This window comes from Nocardia jiangsuensis (assembly GCF_042650385.1).
GTDB classification, from domain to species: Bacteria; Actinomycetota; Actinomycetes; order Mycobacteriales; family Mycobacteriaceae; genus Nocardia; species Nocardia jiangsuensis.
Genome location: NZ_JBHSAX010000033.1, coordinates 224,917 through 241,866, shown reverse-complemented (window position 1 = coordinate 241,866; position 16,950 = coordinate 224,917). Strand labels below are relative to the sequence as shown.

Sequence of the window (16,950 nt, the reverse complement as noted above, 5' to 3'; positions counted from 1 at the left end):
ACTACGCCGCCTTCCCGGCATCCACCGCAGTGGGGTCGGAGTTCGCGGACTCGGCCGCGTCGTGCTCGGCCAGCGCCTTACCCAGCTCATCGAGCAGGAACCGGGCATCGGTGATCGACAGCGACAGGTAGGCGCGGTGCCCGAGCCCGGCCAGATCGACCCGCACCGAGGCCGGGAACAGCTCCTCGTGGCCGTCGGTCCGGAAGGTGTACATCCGCTCCGGGGTGTACCGGACCTCCAGGCCGTTGTAGGCGTCCACGTCCGAGTGGAGGTAGGTCATCACGCCACCGCCTTCGCGGCCGACCCGTTGCCGTTCGCGCGCGGGGCGTTGGTGTCGCCTTCGATCCCGGCCGCGCGGATGTTCCAGCCGATCCGCTTGAACTCCCCGTTGCCCTCGATCTTCGGCTTGATCTGCAAGCCCTCCAGCTTGATCGGTCGCATCCCCGGCACGATCTCCGGCGCCGCGGGAACCGGCATCACATCGGCCACGAACGTCACGTCGAACGACGCCGTCTTCGCGTTGGCCGCCGTCGGATCGGTCACCGTGCCCCGCCACAACCGCTTACCCGAGCCGTTGCCCTCGCGGTCCAGGTCCAGTCGCTGCACCTTCGGGGCGTTGCGATCGGAGCTGAACTCGGTCACCGGCTCGATATCACCCAGCAGGAACAGTCCCTTCGGGAACGCCTGCTCGAACGCCGGGGTGAACCACACATCCTTCAAAGCCATTTCGCATCTCCTCAGTTCGTCTGTCGAAGTCTTACGTCATCTATATGACCACAGACATCTAGATGACACAAGGGGTGACCTAGGGGACATCTATGTGAGTGACCCGCTAGGCATATGATTGACGCATGACTCAGGACGAGCGTTCGCGCACGAAGTACCAGGTCGTCGCGGATGATCTCCGCGCGAAGATCGCTGATGGCACGTATGCCGTCGACAAGCGATTGCCGACCAAGGAGGAGCTGGCCGCGTTGTACTCCCGCTCACTCGGGACCGTCGATCGAGCTCTCGACGTACTCAGGAGCGAGGGCGTGATCGAGACGATTCACGGGGTCGGCACCTTCGTGCGTTCACCCAAGTCGGAAGCAGACCTAGCGAACGAGGGACTGGCAGCTCGGGTCGCGCGCCTTGAAGCCCAGATGATGGACGTGTACGCCAACCTCGGTCTTAACCCGTCGACCGACCAGCCGTCGTCGAACAGGCGGGTGGGGTAGCCGTGGACCCGAACGTGACCGACTTACGCACCCGTTCTCGGTATCGCCCCGACTTCGGCACCCTCGCTCGGCATCGAGTCGCTGGAGCCCGCGTGGCGATGGGGCTGGACGAGCGAGAGTTCGCCAAGGTGCTCACCTCCCTCATCGGACGGGAGGTCACTGCAGGACTGGTCTCCTCATGGGAAGCATCGGTCACGCCGCCCGGCGACGTCGTCGTAGCCGTCTCTTCCATCTCGCCGAACTCGGCCGAAAGGCTCGGCCTCCGGTCTCACAAGTTCATCTCGGTCAGCGTCGACCACGAGAGCTTGCAGCAGCTCGTTCCCCGCGACGCCAAAGCGCCGGCCACAGTGGCACTGGGCGACCACTGCACTCTGCACGCTTGGCCGTTCGGCGCCGTCATCCTGCATCTGGTCGAAGATGTCGACTTCCCCGACATCGCGAGCATGGCGTACTGGCGCTACGAGACCTACCCGGAGAACCTCGAGTGGGCAGCCCGCGAGGTCGGTCGGCTGCTCGGCGCCGCGGCGACACCCTCGTACGTCCTGAGCTTCTACTGGGTCCATTCGCCGATCTGGTCCGGCCGCATCCTCGAATCGGCCCTCAAGATCATCTGCTCACCGCGGGTGCTCCTCGAATCCGGCGACGAGTCCGGCCACGCGGAACGTGATCTACTTGCCGAAGGATTCGATCACGCCGACATGAGGCCCTTCGGAGTGCAGGGCGTGTCGTCGGGATATGCGTCCTGGTCCGGCGTCGTCTACCACGCCTTCGACGAAGACCGAGCCCTGACCGAAGATCAGATCATCGCGATTGAACTCGACGTCCAGTCGATCTGGAGCTACTGCGCCTACATCGCTGACGCGATCGAGCACGGCCGGGAACCGCGCATCGAACCCGGCTACGGCACCACCTTCATCCGAGCGTGCCGCTCACGCCTGCTCACACCCAGACCGCAGGAGTCCGACGCGCACCGATCCATGCGCGACGCCATCGTCCAATCCAGCGGCCTGCCCCTGCACCTGGCGAACGCAGCCGACACCCTCAAGGACATCGGAGCGAAATGAGCACCCACCCCATCCTGCTCGTGATCGACGTGCAGAACGGCTTCGTCAACGAGCACTCACGCCACGTCGTGCCGATCATCCGCGACCTCGCCGAGCAGTGGACGAATGCGGGTGGCGCCACCCTCTTCACCCGATACCACAACTACGAGGGATCGCCCTACCAACGCCTCATCGGCTGGAACGGACTCCGCGAAGCGCCACAGACCGACCTCGTGCCCGACCTTCGTCCTCTCGCTGACGCGCCTGGCGCCCAGGTGCTCGACAAGGTCACCTACACTGCCCTCACCGACGACGGGCGTCGGATGCTCACGGGCTACACCGACCTCTACATCTGCGGCATCGCCACCGACGGCTGCGTACTCAAGACCGCGCTCGATGCCTTTGACAGCGGTTACACGCCCTGGATCATCGAAGATGCCTGCGCATCGAACGCCACCCGCCACCCCGCCGCGGAGGTTCACCAATCCGCGCTGACCTTGCTGTCCCGATTGATCGGGTCTCGTCAACTCATTCAGTCAGCCGCCGTGCGCGAGGTCATCGCAACTGCACCAACACAGCGGCACTCGGCGTAACCCGCAGGCTGCGGCCGATGCGACCTACCCTTGACTTGTGTCGATCGCAGACGAGTTCGAGCAGGTTCGCTCCGACCCGGACCCGGTTCGCCGCGGTCTACGGGCGACCGAACTGCTTACTCAGTGCCAGCGACTCGCAGTGGAGCTGGCCGAACTTCGGAAGCACGCGATCGAAGAGGCTCACCGGGCCGGGCTGAGCTACACCGAGATTGCCGAACGAATCGGCGTGACCAAGAGCCGGGTCAGCCAGATCGTGGCCAGGCCGCCGTCCGCCATGTTGCAAGACGAGTAGCAACCGGCGCCCTGGTCCGAGTTGTTGCCGAAATTCGCTATATAGAGTCAAGGGCGCCTGCGGCGGCGCGTGCGCGCCGCCGCCGCGCTACGGTCCTACGCTCTGTCCCGCCGCCGGACCGGCGCGTCGGCGGCGCCCACGCGCTATCGACAGGCGAGCCAGAATCCTGATTGCTCACCCAGCATCGGCGCCGAGCGGTGGACATGGCCTGACGTCAGCGCGACAGCACCGAACCCGATTCGTCCCGGCACTGTGCCGATTCGGCAGCACCCAGCACGGCGACTCCGATACGGTGCTGCCGCACGAGCTCCGCTCGCTTGCCTCCTGACACCAGGCTGGCGGACTCGTGCAGGTGGTCACCGATCCGTCATCCCTTGAGCCGAAACGGCCGGCACTCTGCCCGGGTCCGTCGCTGTGGTCCCGATTCATTGCCGGGCAGGGTGAGGTGGTCGCCAGCGGCTCCCGGCACTTCGCCGCGGTGGTCCGGCCCTGATCGGATTGCGCGTCCTCCGGCCGCGTGGCCCTGCTGTGTGGTGGCCTGCATTGTGTTCCCGCGCCCCTCCAGCCTCAAGAGCGCTCCGCGTCCCTTCGGGATGGGCTTCGCCCTCTCTTGACCCCGGAGCCTCTACGCGAGAGGGGCAGGCCCTATGGGGCAGGCGGTAGCCAGCCCACCGTCCGGCGCAACCCACCACCCAGCAGGGCCAAGAGCACGCCCGGTACCTTGCAATCATGTGGTACGGGGTGCGCGTATCGGGTTGGGTAGCGGTCGAAGGCTTCCGGTACACGCCGGGCTGGGGAAGCCTAGGCACGATCACCGTCGGCGTCCTCGCGGTCGCAGTGGCCAGCTTCTGGAATCACCGAACCTTGAGCCGCGTGGAGCAGCGATACCAGGATGATCTACGGGAAGCCCACCACGACAGAGTTCGTGACGCGATCCTTGACGTTGTCCACCACACCACCATGTGGGCACTTGCTTTCAACGAGTACCGCAGCCTGGTGCAACGAGAAGTCGCTGCCAACCCGAGCACACAGGAAGAGGCAACGGCCGCCGAGAAGCGTATGCGGGCGGCCAGTACTGAGTCTGCATCGACGCAGAACGACCTTCGACGCTCACTCTGGTCAGCACAGCTCGTCGTGGACGATGAGTTCGTGCGGCAAGCACTTGACGAAGTGGTCGAGCTGCTGGGGGCGCGAGAACCGGAGCGTCATCTCGAGTGGAGGGACCTTCCCGCTCGCCTGGACGAGATTCACGAGAAGCGCGTCAAGATCACGGACGTGATCGACGCGGTGCTTGACCATGCGGTGACAAATCTGCGGAAGAAGGTACCTGCGCCCTGTACGGCCGAAGCGATCACTGCGGAAGCTGTAAGTACGCAGTCCGTACGCAGCAGCACCACACCTAACCGACGCCCCCCAACGCAGCGAGCGCTCCACTCCCTGCTCATGCCCACGAAAACCAACGGTGCCCCACCTCACCGGACTGAACAAAACTGCACCTGACCGCTCTCCTAGAGCGGGTGTACAACAGGACCCGCGGTGCGTGCCGGCCGGGCTGCACTACTATTAGTTTGCGCAAGACTTCTTGATAATCCTACTCCGGAGGGAATCGAACGTGGACGATTTTGAGTCCGACGATGATATGAAGGCTAACGAGTTAGACGATGAAGTCCCTGACGAAGTATCGGAAGAAGATAACGGTGACGACAGTCTGACGGCAGCCGACGTTCAAGACGTACTCTTATACACGCTAGATTGGAGCGTAGAGAGCCTGCTCGACCGTATCGGGCGCACCTTCGACATTAATCCAGCGTTTCAACGCCGCGACGCTTGGACATCGGAGCGGAAGAGTAAGTACATCGAGTCTTTAATGCTGGGCCTTCCTATTCCGCAAGTCGTGCTTGCCGAGGATAAGAACTCCAAGCGGTTCATCGTGCTGGACGGCAAGCAGAGGCTCATCACGATGAAGCAGTTCGGTGCACCAGACGAGCAATATCAGTCTTTTAGGCTGCGCCGGCTGAAGTTTCTTCCTCAGCTCATCGGAAAGACTTTCCAGCAGATCGAAAATTCTGCCGACAATGCCGAGTGGGCTGAGAACTTTCTGAGCCAACCTGTGCGCACTATTGTCGTCCGCAACTGGGGAAATACTAAGGTGCTATACGAAGTATTCATTCGCCTCAATCAGGGCAGTCTTGCTCTTTCCCCTCAGGAGCTGCGTCAGGCGCTTTACCCCGGCAGCTTCTCCACATTTATTAATACGAGGTCTGGATCGAGTAAGGCAATTCAACGCGCGCGTCGTATCAAGCGCGAAGACTTCCGCATGCGGGATGCGGAGATGCTCCTTCGAGGCGTTGCTTTCCAGGATTCCCTCGAATCCTATGGCGGAGACCTCCGCGATTTTCTCGACAAGATGTGCGAGCGAGGAAATAAGGAATGGGCAACCAGGCAGTCTGAATTTGAAAGTCTGGCCGATAGTCTAGAGAAATCGATAGAACGTGCAGAAAAGATCTTCGGGCAAGGGGAAACATACTTCCGGTATCAAGCTGAGCGGGAGCCATTCGGCTACGTTAGGCGTTTCAATATCGCTGTTTTCGATTTAATGACAATGGTGCTCGCGTCGCCCGAGGTAACCGACGAGTTTGTGGAATCGAAGTGGAATGAGCTGCGGACGGAGTTCCAAATGCTGTGTGTTAATGACCCGGAGTTTGAGGACGCCATCAAATCAACAACCAAGACAGAGCGTGCAACGGCTCTTCGGATAATCCGCTTCGGAGAAGCTGTTCAGCGTCACCTTGGAGGTGAACTGGAAGCTGTTCGTCGGGCGCGGGCACTACTGGCAAGGGCTGAGGCCTAGGAGCTCCGAGATGCCCTCGCCACTGTTCGTTGCTCTGCAAAATAATCTGAATAATCTGAAAAGCAGTTTGATCGCTCCCAAGAAATCTGATTTCAGCAAGTACACCTCTGCCGAACACGACATGGCCCTAGGTTTCGTGCTTCTGGCAAGCGCTCATGTGGAGGAGTATGCTGAGCAACGTTGCCTGAAGGCTGCGAGCGCGGCGATGGATTCGCACGGCCATGGGAAGGCGACGCGGGCCTCAAAGTGCTTGCTGGTATGGCATGCCGCTAATTTTCCCGCCGAAATGATCCCTCTCGAGCCAGCAGAGTTTGCCTCTTCTCTCCGTGCAGCGGACGTACTGAAACAATATCGCGCATTAGTGAACAAGATGCACGGTATCAGTGGAACCAAATTGCTCAAGCTGGTGGTTCCGCTTGGCCTGCGCGATTCAGAGTTGGATATTGCGCTATTCAATACGCTGAATGATCTCGCCGATAGGCGGAATCGGGCGGCGCATGTGCGGGTGAATCGCGCCAAACTTATGAAAGAGCCCGTAGAGGAGTGGAATCTGTTCCAACAAATACTCAAACCACTCGAAACGATGGATATTTCGATTGATGCTGCGCTACGTACGTAAGCTCGCAGTGCTTGTCTAAGCCCAGCGCACATAGTTTGTTTAGCTGACTTGCGGTAGTTGGCAGCTTCTCAAGAAGGATCGTTGTGCAACCTTCAACTGAAAGCGTTTCGCGTCCCTTCCGGAGGAGCCGTCGCCTTCTCGACCCTGGAACCTTTACGAGAGGAGGATAGGCATCACGGGGCGGGCGGTAGCCAGCCGCGTCTGGCGCAACTGCCAGGCCACAGGGTCACCGTGGTCCCCTGAAAGCGGAGGATCAGCAGCCACTTTCCGGCTATAAACGCAGAGCGATCGGGGCGTACTGAAGCAGACAACGGTGGAAGCTGAGTAGTGAAATCTTAAGTCCGCGAATGTCATTCGGAGACCTCCCCAGACTGCGGCGTACGCAGAGACATACCGGCAGGTTTCTGGTTCGAGTCCAGATGGGGGAGCAGTACGAAGCCTCGCACCAGCGTAAACGGTACGGGGCTTTTTGGCTGTCCGGCCGCGGCGCGCACCGGGAAAATGAGGGCAGGTCCGTGCCGGTCGCGGCTACCGGGCTGGTGCTCGGGGTGTCACCGGTGGCTGCCGCCGACACGGGCTCCGCCGGTTGGCTCGGCAGTCCGGTGTGCCTGCGCAGCGGACTCCTCACTTGCGGCACCATCGGTGCGGACGACGGCGGCATATCCCCGCTGCCGGGATGTTCGTTGCTGTGACAGGCCCGCCTACCGCCCTCCGGCGTACTGTCGGAGGAATCTGCGGGTCACCGCCCGCTCGCCGCTCCCTGTAGTGGGCAGGCGCAGCAGCGGGAAGTCGTAGCGACGGCAGATCTCGTTCTTCAGTGCGTCGCGAGCGAGCTGTTCGGGATCCGCCTCGTGCGCGCTGAAGCCATCCACTTCGATCGCACACAGGTTCTCGTTGGTGACGGGGTTGTAGACGACGAAGTCGAACGAGGCCCGGTGCTGGACGAACCGGCGGTGGCGGTCATCGAGCCGGTGCAGGCCGCGGGGAAACACATTGCCGAGCAGAACCTGCCGGTGGATCGCCAGATGGTCGTAGCCGGGTTCGGCGAGCACCTCCTCCAGCATCGTGAGGGCGATGTCCTCCGACGGCCATTCGGTGCGCCCCCACCCGATGTGCGGGTGTACACGCCGTCGCTGCTCGTAGTCGGTGTACAGCAGGTCGAAGATGGACACCACGTCACTGTCGATGACCGCGTTGTCCGGGTCCCGGTATCGGATGTAGCCGATCAGATCGCGCAGGTGCCTGCTGCTCGGCAGTTCGGAGGGATGGGTCACCAGGACGAACATGCGCGCTGCGCGGGACACCGCTACATTGATCAGCTTCGGGTCGTCCGCGAACGCCAGCGCTGCCCGGCTCGCGGGGGTGTCGTCCAGCACGGTGGTCATGACGATCACGTGCTTCTCGCGGCCCTGGAATCGGTGCACGGTATCGGACTCGATGGCCTCGATCAGGGCGTCGGTCGCCTTGTTGGCCTGCCGGCGGTACGGAGGGGTGACCCCGACCTCGTCCGGAGGGAAGTCGGCTTCGATCCACGGCAGTACCTCCTGGCGAATCGCATCGATCTCGCGCTGATTGCTCCGCCCCCTCGACTCCGGGTCGTCGTCGCCATGGGTCCGGCGCATGTGATTCCCGGGGCCGGTCCGGACCATCGTCATCGGTGCGGGCCCCGGTGTCGGCCGGGTGTATGGGATCAGCCTGCTGCTGTGGAACTTTCGGTTGCAGAACTCGATGATGTCCGGCTCGCACCGGTAGTGTTCCATCAACAGGGTTCGCTCCAGCCCATCGCCGTACTGTTCGATGATGGAGGACAGCACGCTGCGTCGATAATCGACGATGGCATCGGGCGCGGGGGGTATGTCCGTGAGATTCTTCGTGACGGGCGGCAATTGCTCCAGGTCTCCGACCACGATGACGTTTCGCGCACAGGCCAGGGCCGGACCTGCCGTCAGCAGATCCACCTGCGACGCCTCGTCGATGATCAGGTAGTCCAGCAGCGCTGAACGCGCGATGCTGTTCTGCAGCGAGTGGCAGGTACTCAGGATGAGCGGGTAGTCCAGGGTGAACTGCTCGAACTGCCGGAGGGACCGCGGCGTGTGGATCGTCCGGGGCAACGAGTCGTACCGGGCGCACAGCGCCTCCCGGAGGAGGGCCTGGGAGAGCTGTGCCTGTCTGGTCTGTAGCTCGCCGAATCCCTTGCGCTCCAGGGTCGCGTCGAGTTGCTCGGCCCGACGTTCCAGTTCGGCGATCTTCTTCTCGTAGTACAGGCGTTGGATCCCGAGGATCACGTCGGTATCACCGGCGTCGACATTCCGAAGCGCCCGATATCGGAGGTGCCGGTTGACGATATCGACCACCCGTGGCCACCCCTGGTCGCGGATCCACCGGGGATCCGTGTCCGCTATGAAGTCGAGCAGTTTCTCCGCGCTGTAGCGGTGCAGCAGCGGCAGGCTCGCGGCCTCCAGCACTTCGCGGCGATCGAAGAAGGACCGGAAGTGCTGATACTCCCAGCGGTATGCGTGCAGTCGTTGCGATATCAGCGCCCGCAGGCGGTCCTGTTCCAGGAGGGCCTCGAGGCGGGTGTTGACCTTGCCGAGCTGTTCTGCCGTGTTCGCCGGTGGCGTGGTGCGAGCGTGCAGCATCGCGGCCACCGCCGCGTTGCGGGGGGCCTGTTCCCGGAAGAACTGCTGACGCTTCTCGGCCCGCCCGAGATTCGCCGCGACCATCCCGAAGCCTTCCTTCGTCAGCTTCTCGAGCACGTTGTCGACCGCGGAATTGCTGAACGACACCACCCCCACGGTGGCACCCGGGTGGCAGATCACCGAGGCGATGATGTTGAGAATGGTCTGCGTCTTCCCGGTTCCGGGCGGACCGTCGATCACCGAGATCGGGTATCGCAACGCGCGGCGCACGGCCGCGCTCTGGCTGATGTTGGTGCGGAACGGGTACACGGGGAGCGGGATCGACCCGTCCGGCTTGGCTTCGATCGGCCTTCGGTCGAGAATTCCGGCCAGCACGCTCTCGGGATGGAGAAAACTCAGACTCTCGTGGTTCCGAAGCAAGACGCCGGCATCGCCGGTCGACTTCGCCGCCACCGCCCGCCAGTAGGCCAGCACTTCCGCGGGGCGGGGCGCCGCGGCCGCATTTCGCAGCACCCGCACGCGATCCGCGCGGTAGGCGGACCAGCGGTTGCCGCTGTGCAGCACATGCCACCACGATCCGGCCTCCGGGGCGCCGGTGAACAGGTACGCCTCGGTCGCGTCCACCGCGGACCCGTCGACGAACAAGCGCAGCTGCGGCCCCGGGGTCACCGGCTCGGGCCGGTGCAGAACCGCGACTCTGTTCCATCCGAACGGATACTGCTTGGATCCCCTGAACCGCACCAGGACTCGATCCGGTGACGGTGAGAAATCAGCGACCTCCAGAGTCTTGTTCTCCGGCAACCCATCCTCTCTGCGGTAGATGACGATCGCCACGGCCCGTGGGTCGACCATCGGACCCCCCCTTCCCCTTGGGCGCAGGCTACCCCACGTAGCCGAGAAGTACTGCCCGAGAGACGGATTCGCAGAGAGGTCGCCCGATGATGTGGATCTACCCGCGCGCGAACGGGCGGCACCTCGTCGAGGGCCGCCCGTCGGGGAGCGGAGGTCAGGCGGGGGAGTAGGTCAGGCAATTGGCCGCGTGGTCACCCGAGCCGATCCCGACCCGAATGTTCGGCGCACTGCACTCCAGGTTCTGGTTGTGCCGGCAATCGGCGCGCTGGCAGGCGCCGACCATGGAGTTGACGCGCTCCAGGCCGCCCTTGCCGGAGAGCGGGATGAAGGTGGTGCAGTCGGCGGAGCCGTTCTCGCCCGCGACATTGATCGCGAAGGCGTGGCAGCCGTCGTGGTTGTACGAGCAATCGCTCACCGTACATTCGCTGACGTGCGGCATTTCCATTGTGGTCATGAATTCCTCCGTACGCTCGGGGCCCGTGGGAGGGCTCCCACGGGGGTTCCGAGTTGATCGTAGAACGGTTCGCTGGAGGTGAACAGCAAGGTCAGGCTAGCCTGAGTAGATGGGCGCCCGGTGCGGCGGGACGGCGCCCCGTGGGTGGGGGCTCCGCGATATTTGTGTTTCCTGAGCTGGAACGAATTGCTTCTCTGTCGTCGGCGCATAAAATGCGCAAATTGCTAGCAAATGCTATTTCCTGCGCTGCAAGCCGGTCGCGAGAGCTGCGATCTGCGTCGAGATGGTGTGCGGTGTCGCTGTGCGCGGCTGCTCGTTGACCTCGGTCGAGATCTCGTCCAGCGCGCGGGCCGCTGCGTCACCGAGACCGAGCGTGAGGATCCGGATGTCCTCGGCACGCATCACCGCGGACTTCGCCACAGCCCGGCCGCGGTCGCCGAGATCTCCGTCTCCGAAGATCGCCACCACCCGGTCCGTGCGGCGGCTGCGCCGACCGAGCAGGCCGTGTGCGGCGTCGAGCGCGTCGTTGATGTCGGTCCCGCCGCAGCCGGCGGCGGCGTCCAGGAACCGGAGCACCGGGGCGAGCTCACGGCCCGGCTCGATACTGGCGGCGATCGAGTGGTGCCACAGGATCACCCCGACTTCGTAGTACGCACCGATCGCGTCCTCCGCGAACTTCTTCGCCCCGCGTACCGCGCCGGCCAGTGGTTTTCCGGACATTGATCCGCTGACGTCGATGCAGAGCACGACCACCCCGCCGAAATTCTCCTGGATCTTGCCGAGGTATGCCCCGACCGGGTACTGGGTCAATCCGGCGGAGCCGAAATCGCGTCTCAACCAGGTACTCATCTACCACCCACTGTCTCGTGTGCGACTACAGGTGAACCTGCAGTCCGGCAAGCAGGGTTTGCTGCCGCTCGGAATCCACGGAATCGATGACGCCCTCGACGCACGACTCCAGGGTCAGCCGTCTGCCGCTCTGCGGCTCCATCGCCGTGCATGTGATCCGGCCGTCCGGACCGATATCGAACTCGACGTCGATGGGCGAACCCGCTGGAAGGTGCGGGACATCGATGAGTTCGCCGTCGAGCACCCGTCGGTTGTGCCGCAGTTCCGGGGATGCCACGGCACCGGCCTGCTCGTAGACCTCGACCCGAATCCGGTCCTGACCGTCGAGCAGCGTCGCGAAGCGAACCCGTGCTCCCCGGATCGGCAGTCCGGTGTTCGCCTGTACGACGTGGTGCACGATGCGGGTGTCGCCGGCCGGATCCCTGCTGTCGTGCAGCAGGATCCCGAGCGCGCGGGGCAGAACGGTGCGGACCGGCGCCGCGAGAACCAGCCGCGCGTCGGCGGCTGTCGTTGTCGATGTCAGGCTGTGGGCCTGCATCGCGGCGCCCTTGGCGACCGCCAGGTCGGGCTCGAATATCGCTACCTCGACGCCGAACTGCGCTTCGAGCGCTGAGCGGATCATCGGCATCCTGGTCGCGCCACCGACCAGCAAGATCTTTCCGAGCGGGCCGCAGCCACGCCGGCCGGCCGTGACCAGGGTGCGGTCGGCGACAGTGACGCAATGACTCACCAGGTGTACCGTCGCCGCCTCGAATTCGGCGCGGGTGATCTCCACGACCGCGCGCTTGTCCTCGTATTCGAGGGTGACCGGAATCGCCTGCCGGTTGGTCAGCGTGATTTTCGCCTTCTCCGCCGCGGCGCCGATGTGTTCGAGGAACGTGGAGTCGTCGGCTGCGGAATCGGCGGTCTCGGGCCCCACCGTGTGCGCGAATTTCTCCAGCAGGAGGTCGCAGAGCCGGTCGGTCCAGTCGAGGCCGCCCAGCTGCGCGGCGCCATCGGTCACCACGACCTCCGGTCCGGTCGGCGACATGCGGAGCATGGTGGTATCGAAGGTGCCGCCACCCAGATCGAAGACGAGCACCACCCCGGCCGGGGCTCGTCCGACCCCGTAGAAGGCAGCGGCGGCGACGGGTTCGGCGACCAGATCGAGTAGTTCGATCCCGGCGAGCCGCACCGCCTGCGCCGTTGCTTCTCGTTCGGTCACGCCGAAGTAGGCGGGCACGGTGACCACAGCCGCCAATTCATCCACGGTGCAGCCCAGTTCGTTCGCCGCATTGGCTACGAGCGCCTTCAGGATCAGTGCGGAGGCGGTCTCCGGCGTGTATACGTTGCCGTCGAACGCCAGGGTGAAGGGCGTGCCCATGTGGCGTTTGATCCCCCGGACGACGCGCTCCGGCTCGATCAGGCCGAGCTGTCCCGCGTCCGAACCGACCGTGATGCGTCGATTGTCGAAGTAGACGACCGACGGGGTCGTCGCCCGGCCGTCGGGTGCCGCGATGACCCGGGGCGCCGCGGAGCCGTCGAAGTGGGCGACCACCGAGAAGGTGGTGCCGAGGTCGATGCCGATGGCGATCATGACGCCGGTCCTTTCTGAGCTCCGGGCGACACGGGGTTCGAATCGCCTATTCCCACGGGAACGGCACCAGATGGGAGATCACGTACTGGCATTCTTCGAGCGCAGCGAGCGTGTCGTGGAACGGCGCCTGCCAGAGCCCGCTCGCGGCGTACAGAGCAGCCAGCACGGCCAGCACGATCAGGGCGAACACGATCGCTCCGGCCAGAGCTCGCCGCAGCACGATGTAGGTCGGGGGCAGACCGGGATTCACGATGGGTCCATTCGATCGAAGGCGGTGTGCGGTGCCGGGTCAGGGCCGGGCCCCGACAGTCGCGGCGGGAAGGAGATCCACCGACACCTGCTGGGCGAGCCAGTTCACGATGTGCAGCGGATGGCAGGGGTCGAGGATCGATTGCCCCATGGAGTCGGCGAGGAAGTACCGGACTCGACCGAAATCCTGCCCGGCGCGGGTGACCAGGTTGTCCAGGCCGCGGTCGACCAGCCACTGCTCGATCGCTTGCTGGTCGTCGGGATCGAGCGCCGGATCGAACCCGAGCCTGCGCAGGTCGTCGACCTTCGAGACGACGATGCCGAGAGCGCGTCCGGTCGAGTCGAGCCCCGCCGAGCGGAGCAGTTCGACCGTGATCGAGTAGGAATCCTCCGGTCCGCTGTCACCGACCACGAGGCCGGCGGCGGCCGGATCCGGGATCGCGGCACGCATGTCGTCGGTGGAGAACGGATCGATCACGAACAGGAGGGTCTCGGCCGAATGCAGGTAGTGCAGCGGCGCGGCGCCGTCCTTCTCGGTGAAGTGCTCGCCGGCCGCGTCGAGCAGATGGAGTTCGACCGGCCGCCCCCGCATCGGCTCGACCAGGATGGCCAATGCGACCGGGCTCGGACCGTGTGCGGTCTTCGTGGTGTGCTTGCGCGCGCCGATGACGTCCCTGGCGATGTCGAGCGCGGCTCGCGAGCGGCCGTCGAGCGGCCCGATCCGGGTGCTGTGCGGCGCGTACGCCTCGTGCAGCCCGATCGCGGCCGAGAACAGCAGACGCGTCTTCCCGACGCCGACCGCTCCGAACGTCGGCACCTGGATGGTCTGCCTGCTGCCGCTGCCATCGGGCAGGGTCCGATCGCAGTAGGGACACACGATGTTCTTGCGGAGCGCACCGCTCGACGCCCGGATGATCGTGGTAGGGAGCACGGCGGAGCACTCGCAGCGATGCCACAGCACCCCGAGTCTGCTGGGCCGGAGATCGCGGTGCACATTCGAGCAGTTCACGCAGCGGTAACTCGGCAACCGAGCCACCTCGTAGCAGGTAACGCACCTGGTCGACAGCCGGAAGACCCGGCGAATCACCGCGTCGGTCGTGCGCAGCAGCACGATCGCGAGGACCTGCAGCAGCCAGCCGATCAGCACGAAGGTCGCACACACCGCCACGAGGAACGCCGCGAAAACGACGAACGACAGCGCGAAAGCGGCGTGCGGCAGCGCCCCGAAGACGATATACAGGACGATTCTGGCGGGGGAGCGGCACTCGGCTTGCACCCGCGCCGACTGCGTGGTCAGAAAGCGGGTGGCGGCGCGGGTGGCGTCCACGATGTCCCGCTGTGCTTGGAACGGCAGGTAGCGCGGCCAGGCCCGGTCCCAGCCGAAATAGCGCGCGGGGCCGCGCGGCGGGTCGCTGAACAGGGTGCCCGCACCGGCGACGTCGTCGGGGGTCAGGGTCCGGCCGGTTCGCGTACTCGCTGCGAGCAGATCCTGGGCTATGACCGTCGCGGCGCAGGCCATCCCCGTCAGCAGCCCGATCAGGGCCGCGAGGGGGTAGTAGACGAGCACCAGGTAGGAGAAGATCTCCAGGGTCGCGGCCAGCGCGGTCCAGATCACCATGACGGCTGCCGCGACGGCGATCGCGCCGACGATGACCGCTCCGGCGGCCTCACCTCCGTCTGCCATCAGTGCTGCCCCTTCCGGAACCTGTTCATGGACAGCAACTTTCGAGACTGCGGCGAGACCTGCTGGCGGTCGTCGGACAGCTGCTGCACGAGTGCGTTCCACAGGGCACTGTGGTGCCGATCGAGATGGCGGGCGGCGTCGAGCGCTCGCCGCTTGTTGGCCGGCTTGCGAAGCCAGTCGCCGAAGGCGCGTTTCACGTCCCCCCGCATCCAGGCCGACGTCTCGTCCGCCTCGCACAGGTAGAGCAGCCGGTGCGCGAAGTCACGCAACCCGTGCTGCAGCTGCTCGGTCGTGCGGTAGTAGAAGTGATCCCGGAGTTCGTAGGAACGGGTCGCGCTCAGATATCGGCTGACTCCCGCCAGATCGTTCTGCACGAGCAGATGACTCGCGATGGCCGCGCGGTAGTAGTACCGGAATCGATGGTCGACCGTCTCCAGATCCTCGAGCACCGGATTGGGTATCTCGTCGGCCATGTCGCCGAGGGCGCGCAGAATGCGGTGCGTCCGCGCGTATTCGCGCGCTACCCCGGCCAGCGGCTCCGGGAGGCCGTCCAGATGGGCGATCTGCTCGAGAAGTTCGACCGAATCGCGCGCGATCTCTTTGTCGATCGCCGAATCGACCAGCTCGGCGAAGGCCGGATCCTGTAGTGCGGCCCGGTCCTGGGTCACCCAGACGCCGAGCAGCTCCGGCTCCGGTCTCCGTCTGGCCGGGAAGAACAGCGTCCAGTCGGGAGCCGTCGCGGTACGCAGATAACCGGTCAGCAGCGCGCCGCGCTGCTCCGGCGGTGCCGCGGCGACGGCGGCGGCGGTCAGCGCCGCGGTAACGGCGGACGACGAGTTGCCCGGGTCGGCGCTCGCGCGCAGCCAGCTCCATTCTCCGGCCGTCATCGCGCGGCGGACGATCTCGTCGCCGGTGCGAACCCGGGTCTCCAGCTCGGGCCACAGCTGCGCCTCGAGCTCGGCGTAGAACGCGGTGTTTCCGGCGCGGTCCACGGCGTCCGGGTGTGTGCACCAGTACCGCACCAGTCGTGCCCCGTGCTCCTGGACCGCCGCCCAGCGGACGCCGAGCCCCAGGCTCGGAATCACCTCGAACAGCGGTGCCAGTGCCGAGTCCGCAGCTGCGGCCAGGGTCTCCACCAGCAGCCGCATCGCACGTTGCTGAGAGTCGGAACTGGTCCATCTGACCCGGGTCTTGTCGGCGGCGTCCGAGCGGTGGACGGCGCGGGCCCAGCGGACACCGTAGGTATCGGGGTACAGCCGTGCGCCTTCGAGCAGGGCGAGCGCCACCGTCTCGGCGGCCTCGTGATGGCGATTGCGGCTCAGCACCACGACGGCCCCATGCAGGGCGGCCGGATCGTCCGACGCGGCGGGCTTGATCGACAGCACGGCCTCGGCCAGGACAGCGCCGTACTCGTCCATGTCGTCCGGTTCGTGCGCCGAGACAGCCGCGAGTGCCTCGGCGATATCGGTGACCTCCATGTCCGGTCCGGCCGGTCGGCCCAGGCAGACGATGCCGGCCATGGTGGTCGCCAGCGCCGGGGATGCGAGGTGTGGCTGCCAGCGGCGGCCGAGCTCGATGGCTTCGAGGGAGTCGAAGGCGTCGTACTCCAGGAACCATCGGGAGTAGGTCGTGGCGGACTCCGACGGAGTGATCGGGGAGCTCCGGAACGTGGCCAGGTCGATGCCGTTGAGGGCTTCGGGGAGCGCCTCGATCACCGGTGCCGAACGCGTCAGTCCGGGATGGAACACCGCGATCGAGAGATCTTCCTCCAGCGGAGCCTCGGTGAAGACGCGGAAGGACAGCTCCAGTACATCGGCCAGGTCGAGAAACAGGCTCCCCAGTGCTATCCAGCGGATCGCCTGATCGGAATCGACCGCCGAGATGACGACCTTCTTCCGCTGCGGTCCGGCCGATTCCTCGAACGCGGTCAGCAGTTTCGGCAGAAATTCTGCGGCGCCTGGCTGGGCGCACGCCATGGCATGCAGCGCGGCGGGCTGGTATTCCTCGGCGACATGGAGCGGCGCGGCCACCG

General features: G+C 65.0%; 16 protein-coding genes. 7 read left to right on the top strand and 9 right to left on the bottom strand.

Annotated features, from left to right (window positions below):
- Position 1: 1 nt before the first annotated feature.
- Together ACFO0B_RS29710 and ACFO0B_RS29705 are read right to left on the bottom strand one after the other, a co-directional pair.
- The gene (locus ACFO0B_RS29710) at positions 2 to 280 is read right to left on the bottom strand and encodes a hypothetical protein (protein ID WP_378616681.1); all 279 of its coding nucleotides are present in this window, start codon (positions 278 to 280) and stop codon (positions 2 to 4) included.
- Positions 280 to 711 carry a hypothetical protein gene (locus ACFO0B_RS29705; RefSeq protein ID WP_378616679.1) on the bottom strand — a complete coding sequence of 144 codons (432 nt, stop codon included), beginning with the start codon at positions 709 to 711 and terminating at the stop codon, positions 280 to 282. The genes ACFO0B_RS29710 and ACFO0B_RS29705 overlap by 1 nt, the downstream gene beginning before the upstream one ends.
- A 140-nt stretch (positions 712 to 851) precedes the next feature.
- On the opposite strand from ACFO0B_RS29705, the gene ACFO0B_RS29700 reads away from it, so the two are divergent.
- From ACFO0B_RS29700 to ACFO0B_RS29670, 7 genes are all read left to right on the top strand, one after another.
- Entirely contained in the window at positions 852 to 1,217 is a 366-nt protein-coding gene (locus tag ACFO0B_RS29700) for a GntR family transcriptional regulator (protein WP_378616677.1), read from the top strand.
- Positions 1,218 to 1,309: 92 nt separating this feature from the next.
- Positions 1,310 to 2,281 (top strand): hypothetical protein, encoded by a 972-nt coding sequence (locus ACFO0B_RS29695; RefSeq protein WP_378616675.1) that lies wholly within the window; start codon positions 1,310 to 1,312, stop codon positions 2,279 to 2,281.
- Positions 2,278 to 2,853 carry a cysteine hydrolase family protein gene (locus ACFO0B_RS29690; protein ID WP_378616673.1) on the top strand — a complete coding sequence of 192 codons (576 nt, stop codon included), beginning with the start codon at positions 2,278 to 2,280 and terminating at the stop codon, positions 2,851 to 2,853. The genes ACFO0B_RS29695 and ACFO0B_RS29690 overlap by 4 nt, the downstream gene beginning before the upstream one ends.
- 37 nt (positions 2,854 to 2,890) lie before the next feature.
- The gene (locus ACFO0B_RS29685; protein WP_378616671.1) at positions 2,891 to 3,145 is read left to right on the top strand and encodes a helix-turn-helix domain-containing protein; all 255 of its coding nucleotides are present in this window, start codon (positions 2,891 to 2,893) and stop codon (positions 3,143 to 3,145) included.
- A gap of 729 nt (positions 3,146 to 3,874) precedes the next feature.
- Positions 3,875 to 4,645: a hypothetical protein gene (locus ACFO0B_RS29680; RefSeq protein WP_378616669.1), complete on the top strand. Its 771-nt coding sequence runs from the start codon at positions 3,875 to 3,877 to the stop codon at positions 4,643 to 4,645.
- 112 nt (positions 4,646 to 4,757) lie between these two features.
- Entirely contained in the window at positions 4,758 to 5,996 is a 1,239-nt protein-coding gene (locus tag ACFO0B_RS29675; RefSeq protein ID WP_378616667.1) for a DUF262 domain-containing protein, read from the top strand.
- Between the two features lie 10 nt (positions 5,997 to 6,006).
- On the top strand, positions 6,007 to 6,615 hold the full coding sequence (locus tag ACFO0B_RS29670) for a hypothetical protein (protein WP_378616665.1): 609 nt from the start codon (positions 6,007 to 6,009) through the stop codon (positions 6,613 to 6,615).
- A gap of 701 nt (positions 6,616 to 7,316) precedes the next feature.
- Here ACFO0B_RS29670 and ACFO0B_RS29665 read toward each other — a convergent pair.
- The 7 genes from ACFO0B_RS29665 to ACFO0B_RS29635 all read right to left on the bottom strand — a co-directional run bounded on the left by ACFO0B_RS29665 (position 7,317) and on the right by ACFO0B_RS29635 (position 16,948).
- A complete protein-coding gene (locus tag ACFO0B_RS29665) occupies positions 7,317 to 10,088 on the bottom strand; it encodes an AAA domain-containing protein (protein ID WP_378616663.1) in 2,772 nt (923 codons plus the stop codon).
- 172 nt (positions 10,089 to 10,260) lie between these two features.
- Positions 10,261 to 10,560, bottom strand: a complete 300-nt coding sequence (locus ACFO0B_RS29660) for a DUF1540 domain-containing protein (RefSeq protein ID WP_378616661.1) — start codon at positions 10,558 to 10,560, stop codon at positions 10,261 to 10,263.
- 234 nt (positions 10,561 to 10,794) lie between these two features.
- Complete coding sequence (locus tag ACFO0B_RS29655; protein ID WP_378616659.1) at positions 10,795 to 11,409, bottom strand: vWA domain-containing protein; 615 nt, start codon at positions 11,407 to 11,409, stop codon at positions 10,795 to 10,797.
- Positions 11,410 to 11,434: 25 nt separating this feature from the next.
- Positions 11,435 to 12,985, bottom strand: coding sequence for an Hsp70 family protein (locus ACFO0B_RS29650; protein WP_378616657.1), 1,551 nt, complete (start codon positions 12,983 to 12,985; stop codon positions 11,435 to 11,437).
- Positions 12,986 to 13,031: 46 nt separating this feature from the next.
- Positions 13,032 to 13,235, bottom strand: coding sequence for a hypothetical protein (locus ACFO0B_RS29645; RefSeq protein ID WP_378616655.1), 204 nt, complete (start codon positions 13,233 to 13,235; stop codon positions 13,032 to 13,034).
- Between the two features lie 39 nt (positions 13,236 to 13,274).
- A complete protein-coding gene (locus tag ACFO0B_RS29640) occupies positions 13,275 to 14,918 on the bottom strand; it encodes a TRAFAC clade GTPase domain-containing protein (RefSeq protein ID WP_378616653.1) in 1,644 nt (547 codons plus the stop codon).
- Positions 14,918 to 16,948, bottom strand: a complete 2,031-nt coding sequence (locus tag ACFO0B_RS29635) for a GAP1-M domain-containing protein (protein ID WP_378617289.1) — start codon at positions 16,946 to 16,948, stop codon at positions 14,918 to 14,920. The genes ACFO0B_RS29640 and ACFO0B_RS29635 overlap by 1 nt, the downstream gene beginning before the upstream one ends.
- Positions 16,949 to 16,950: the final 2 nt, after the last annotated feature.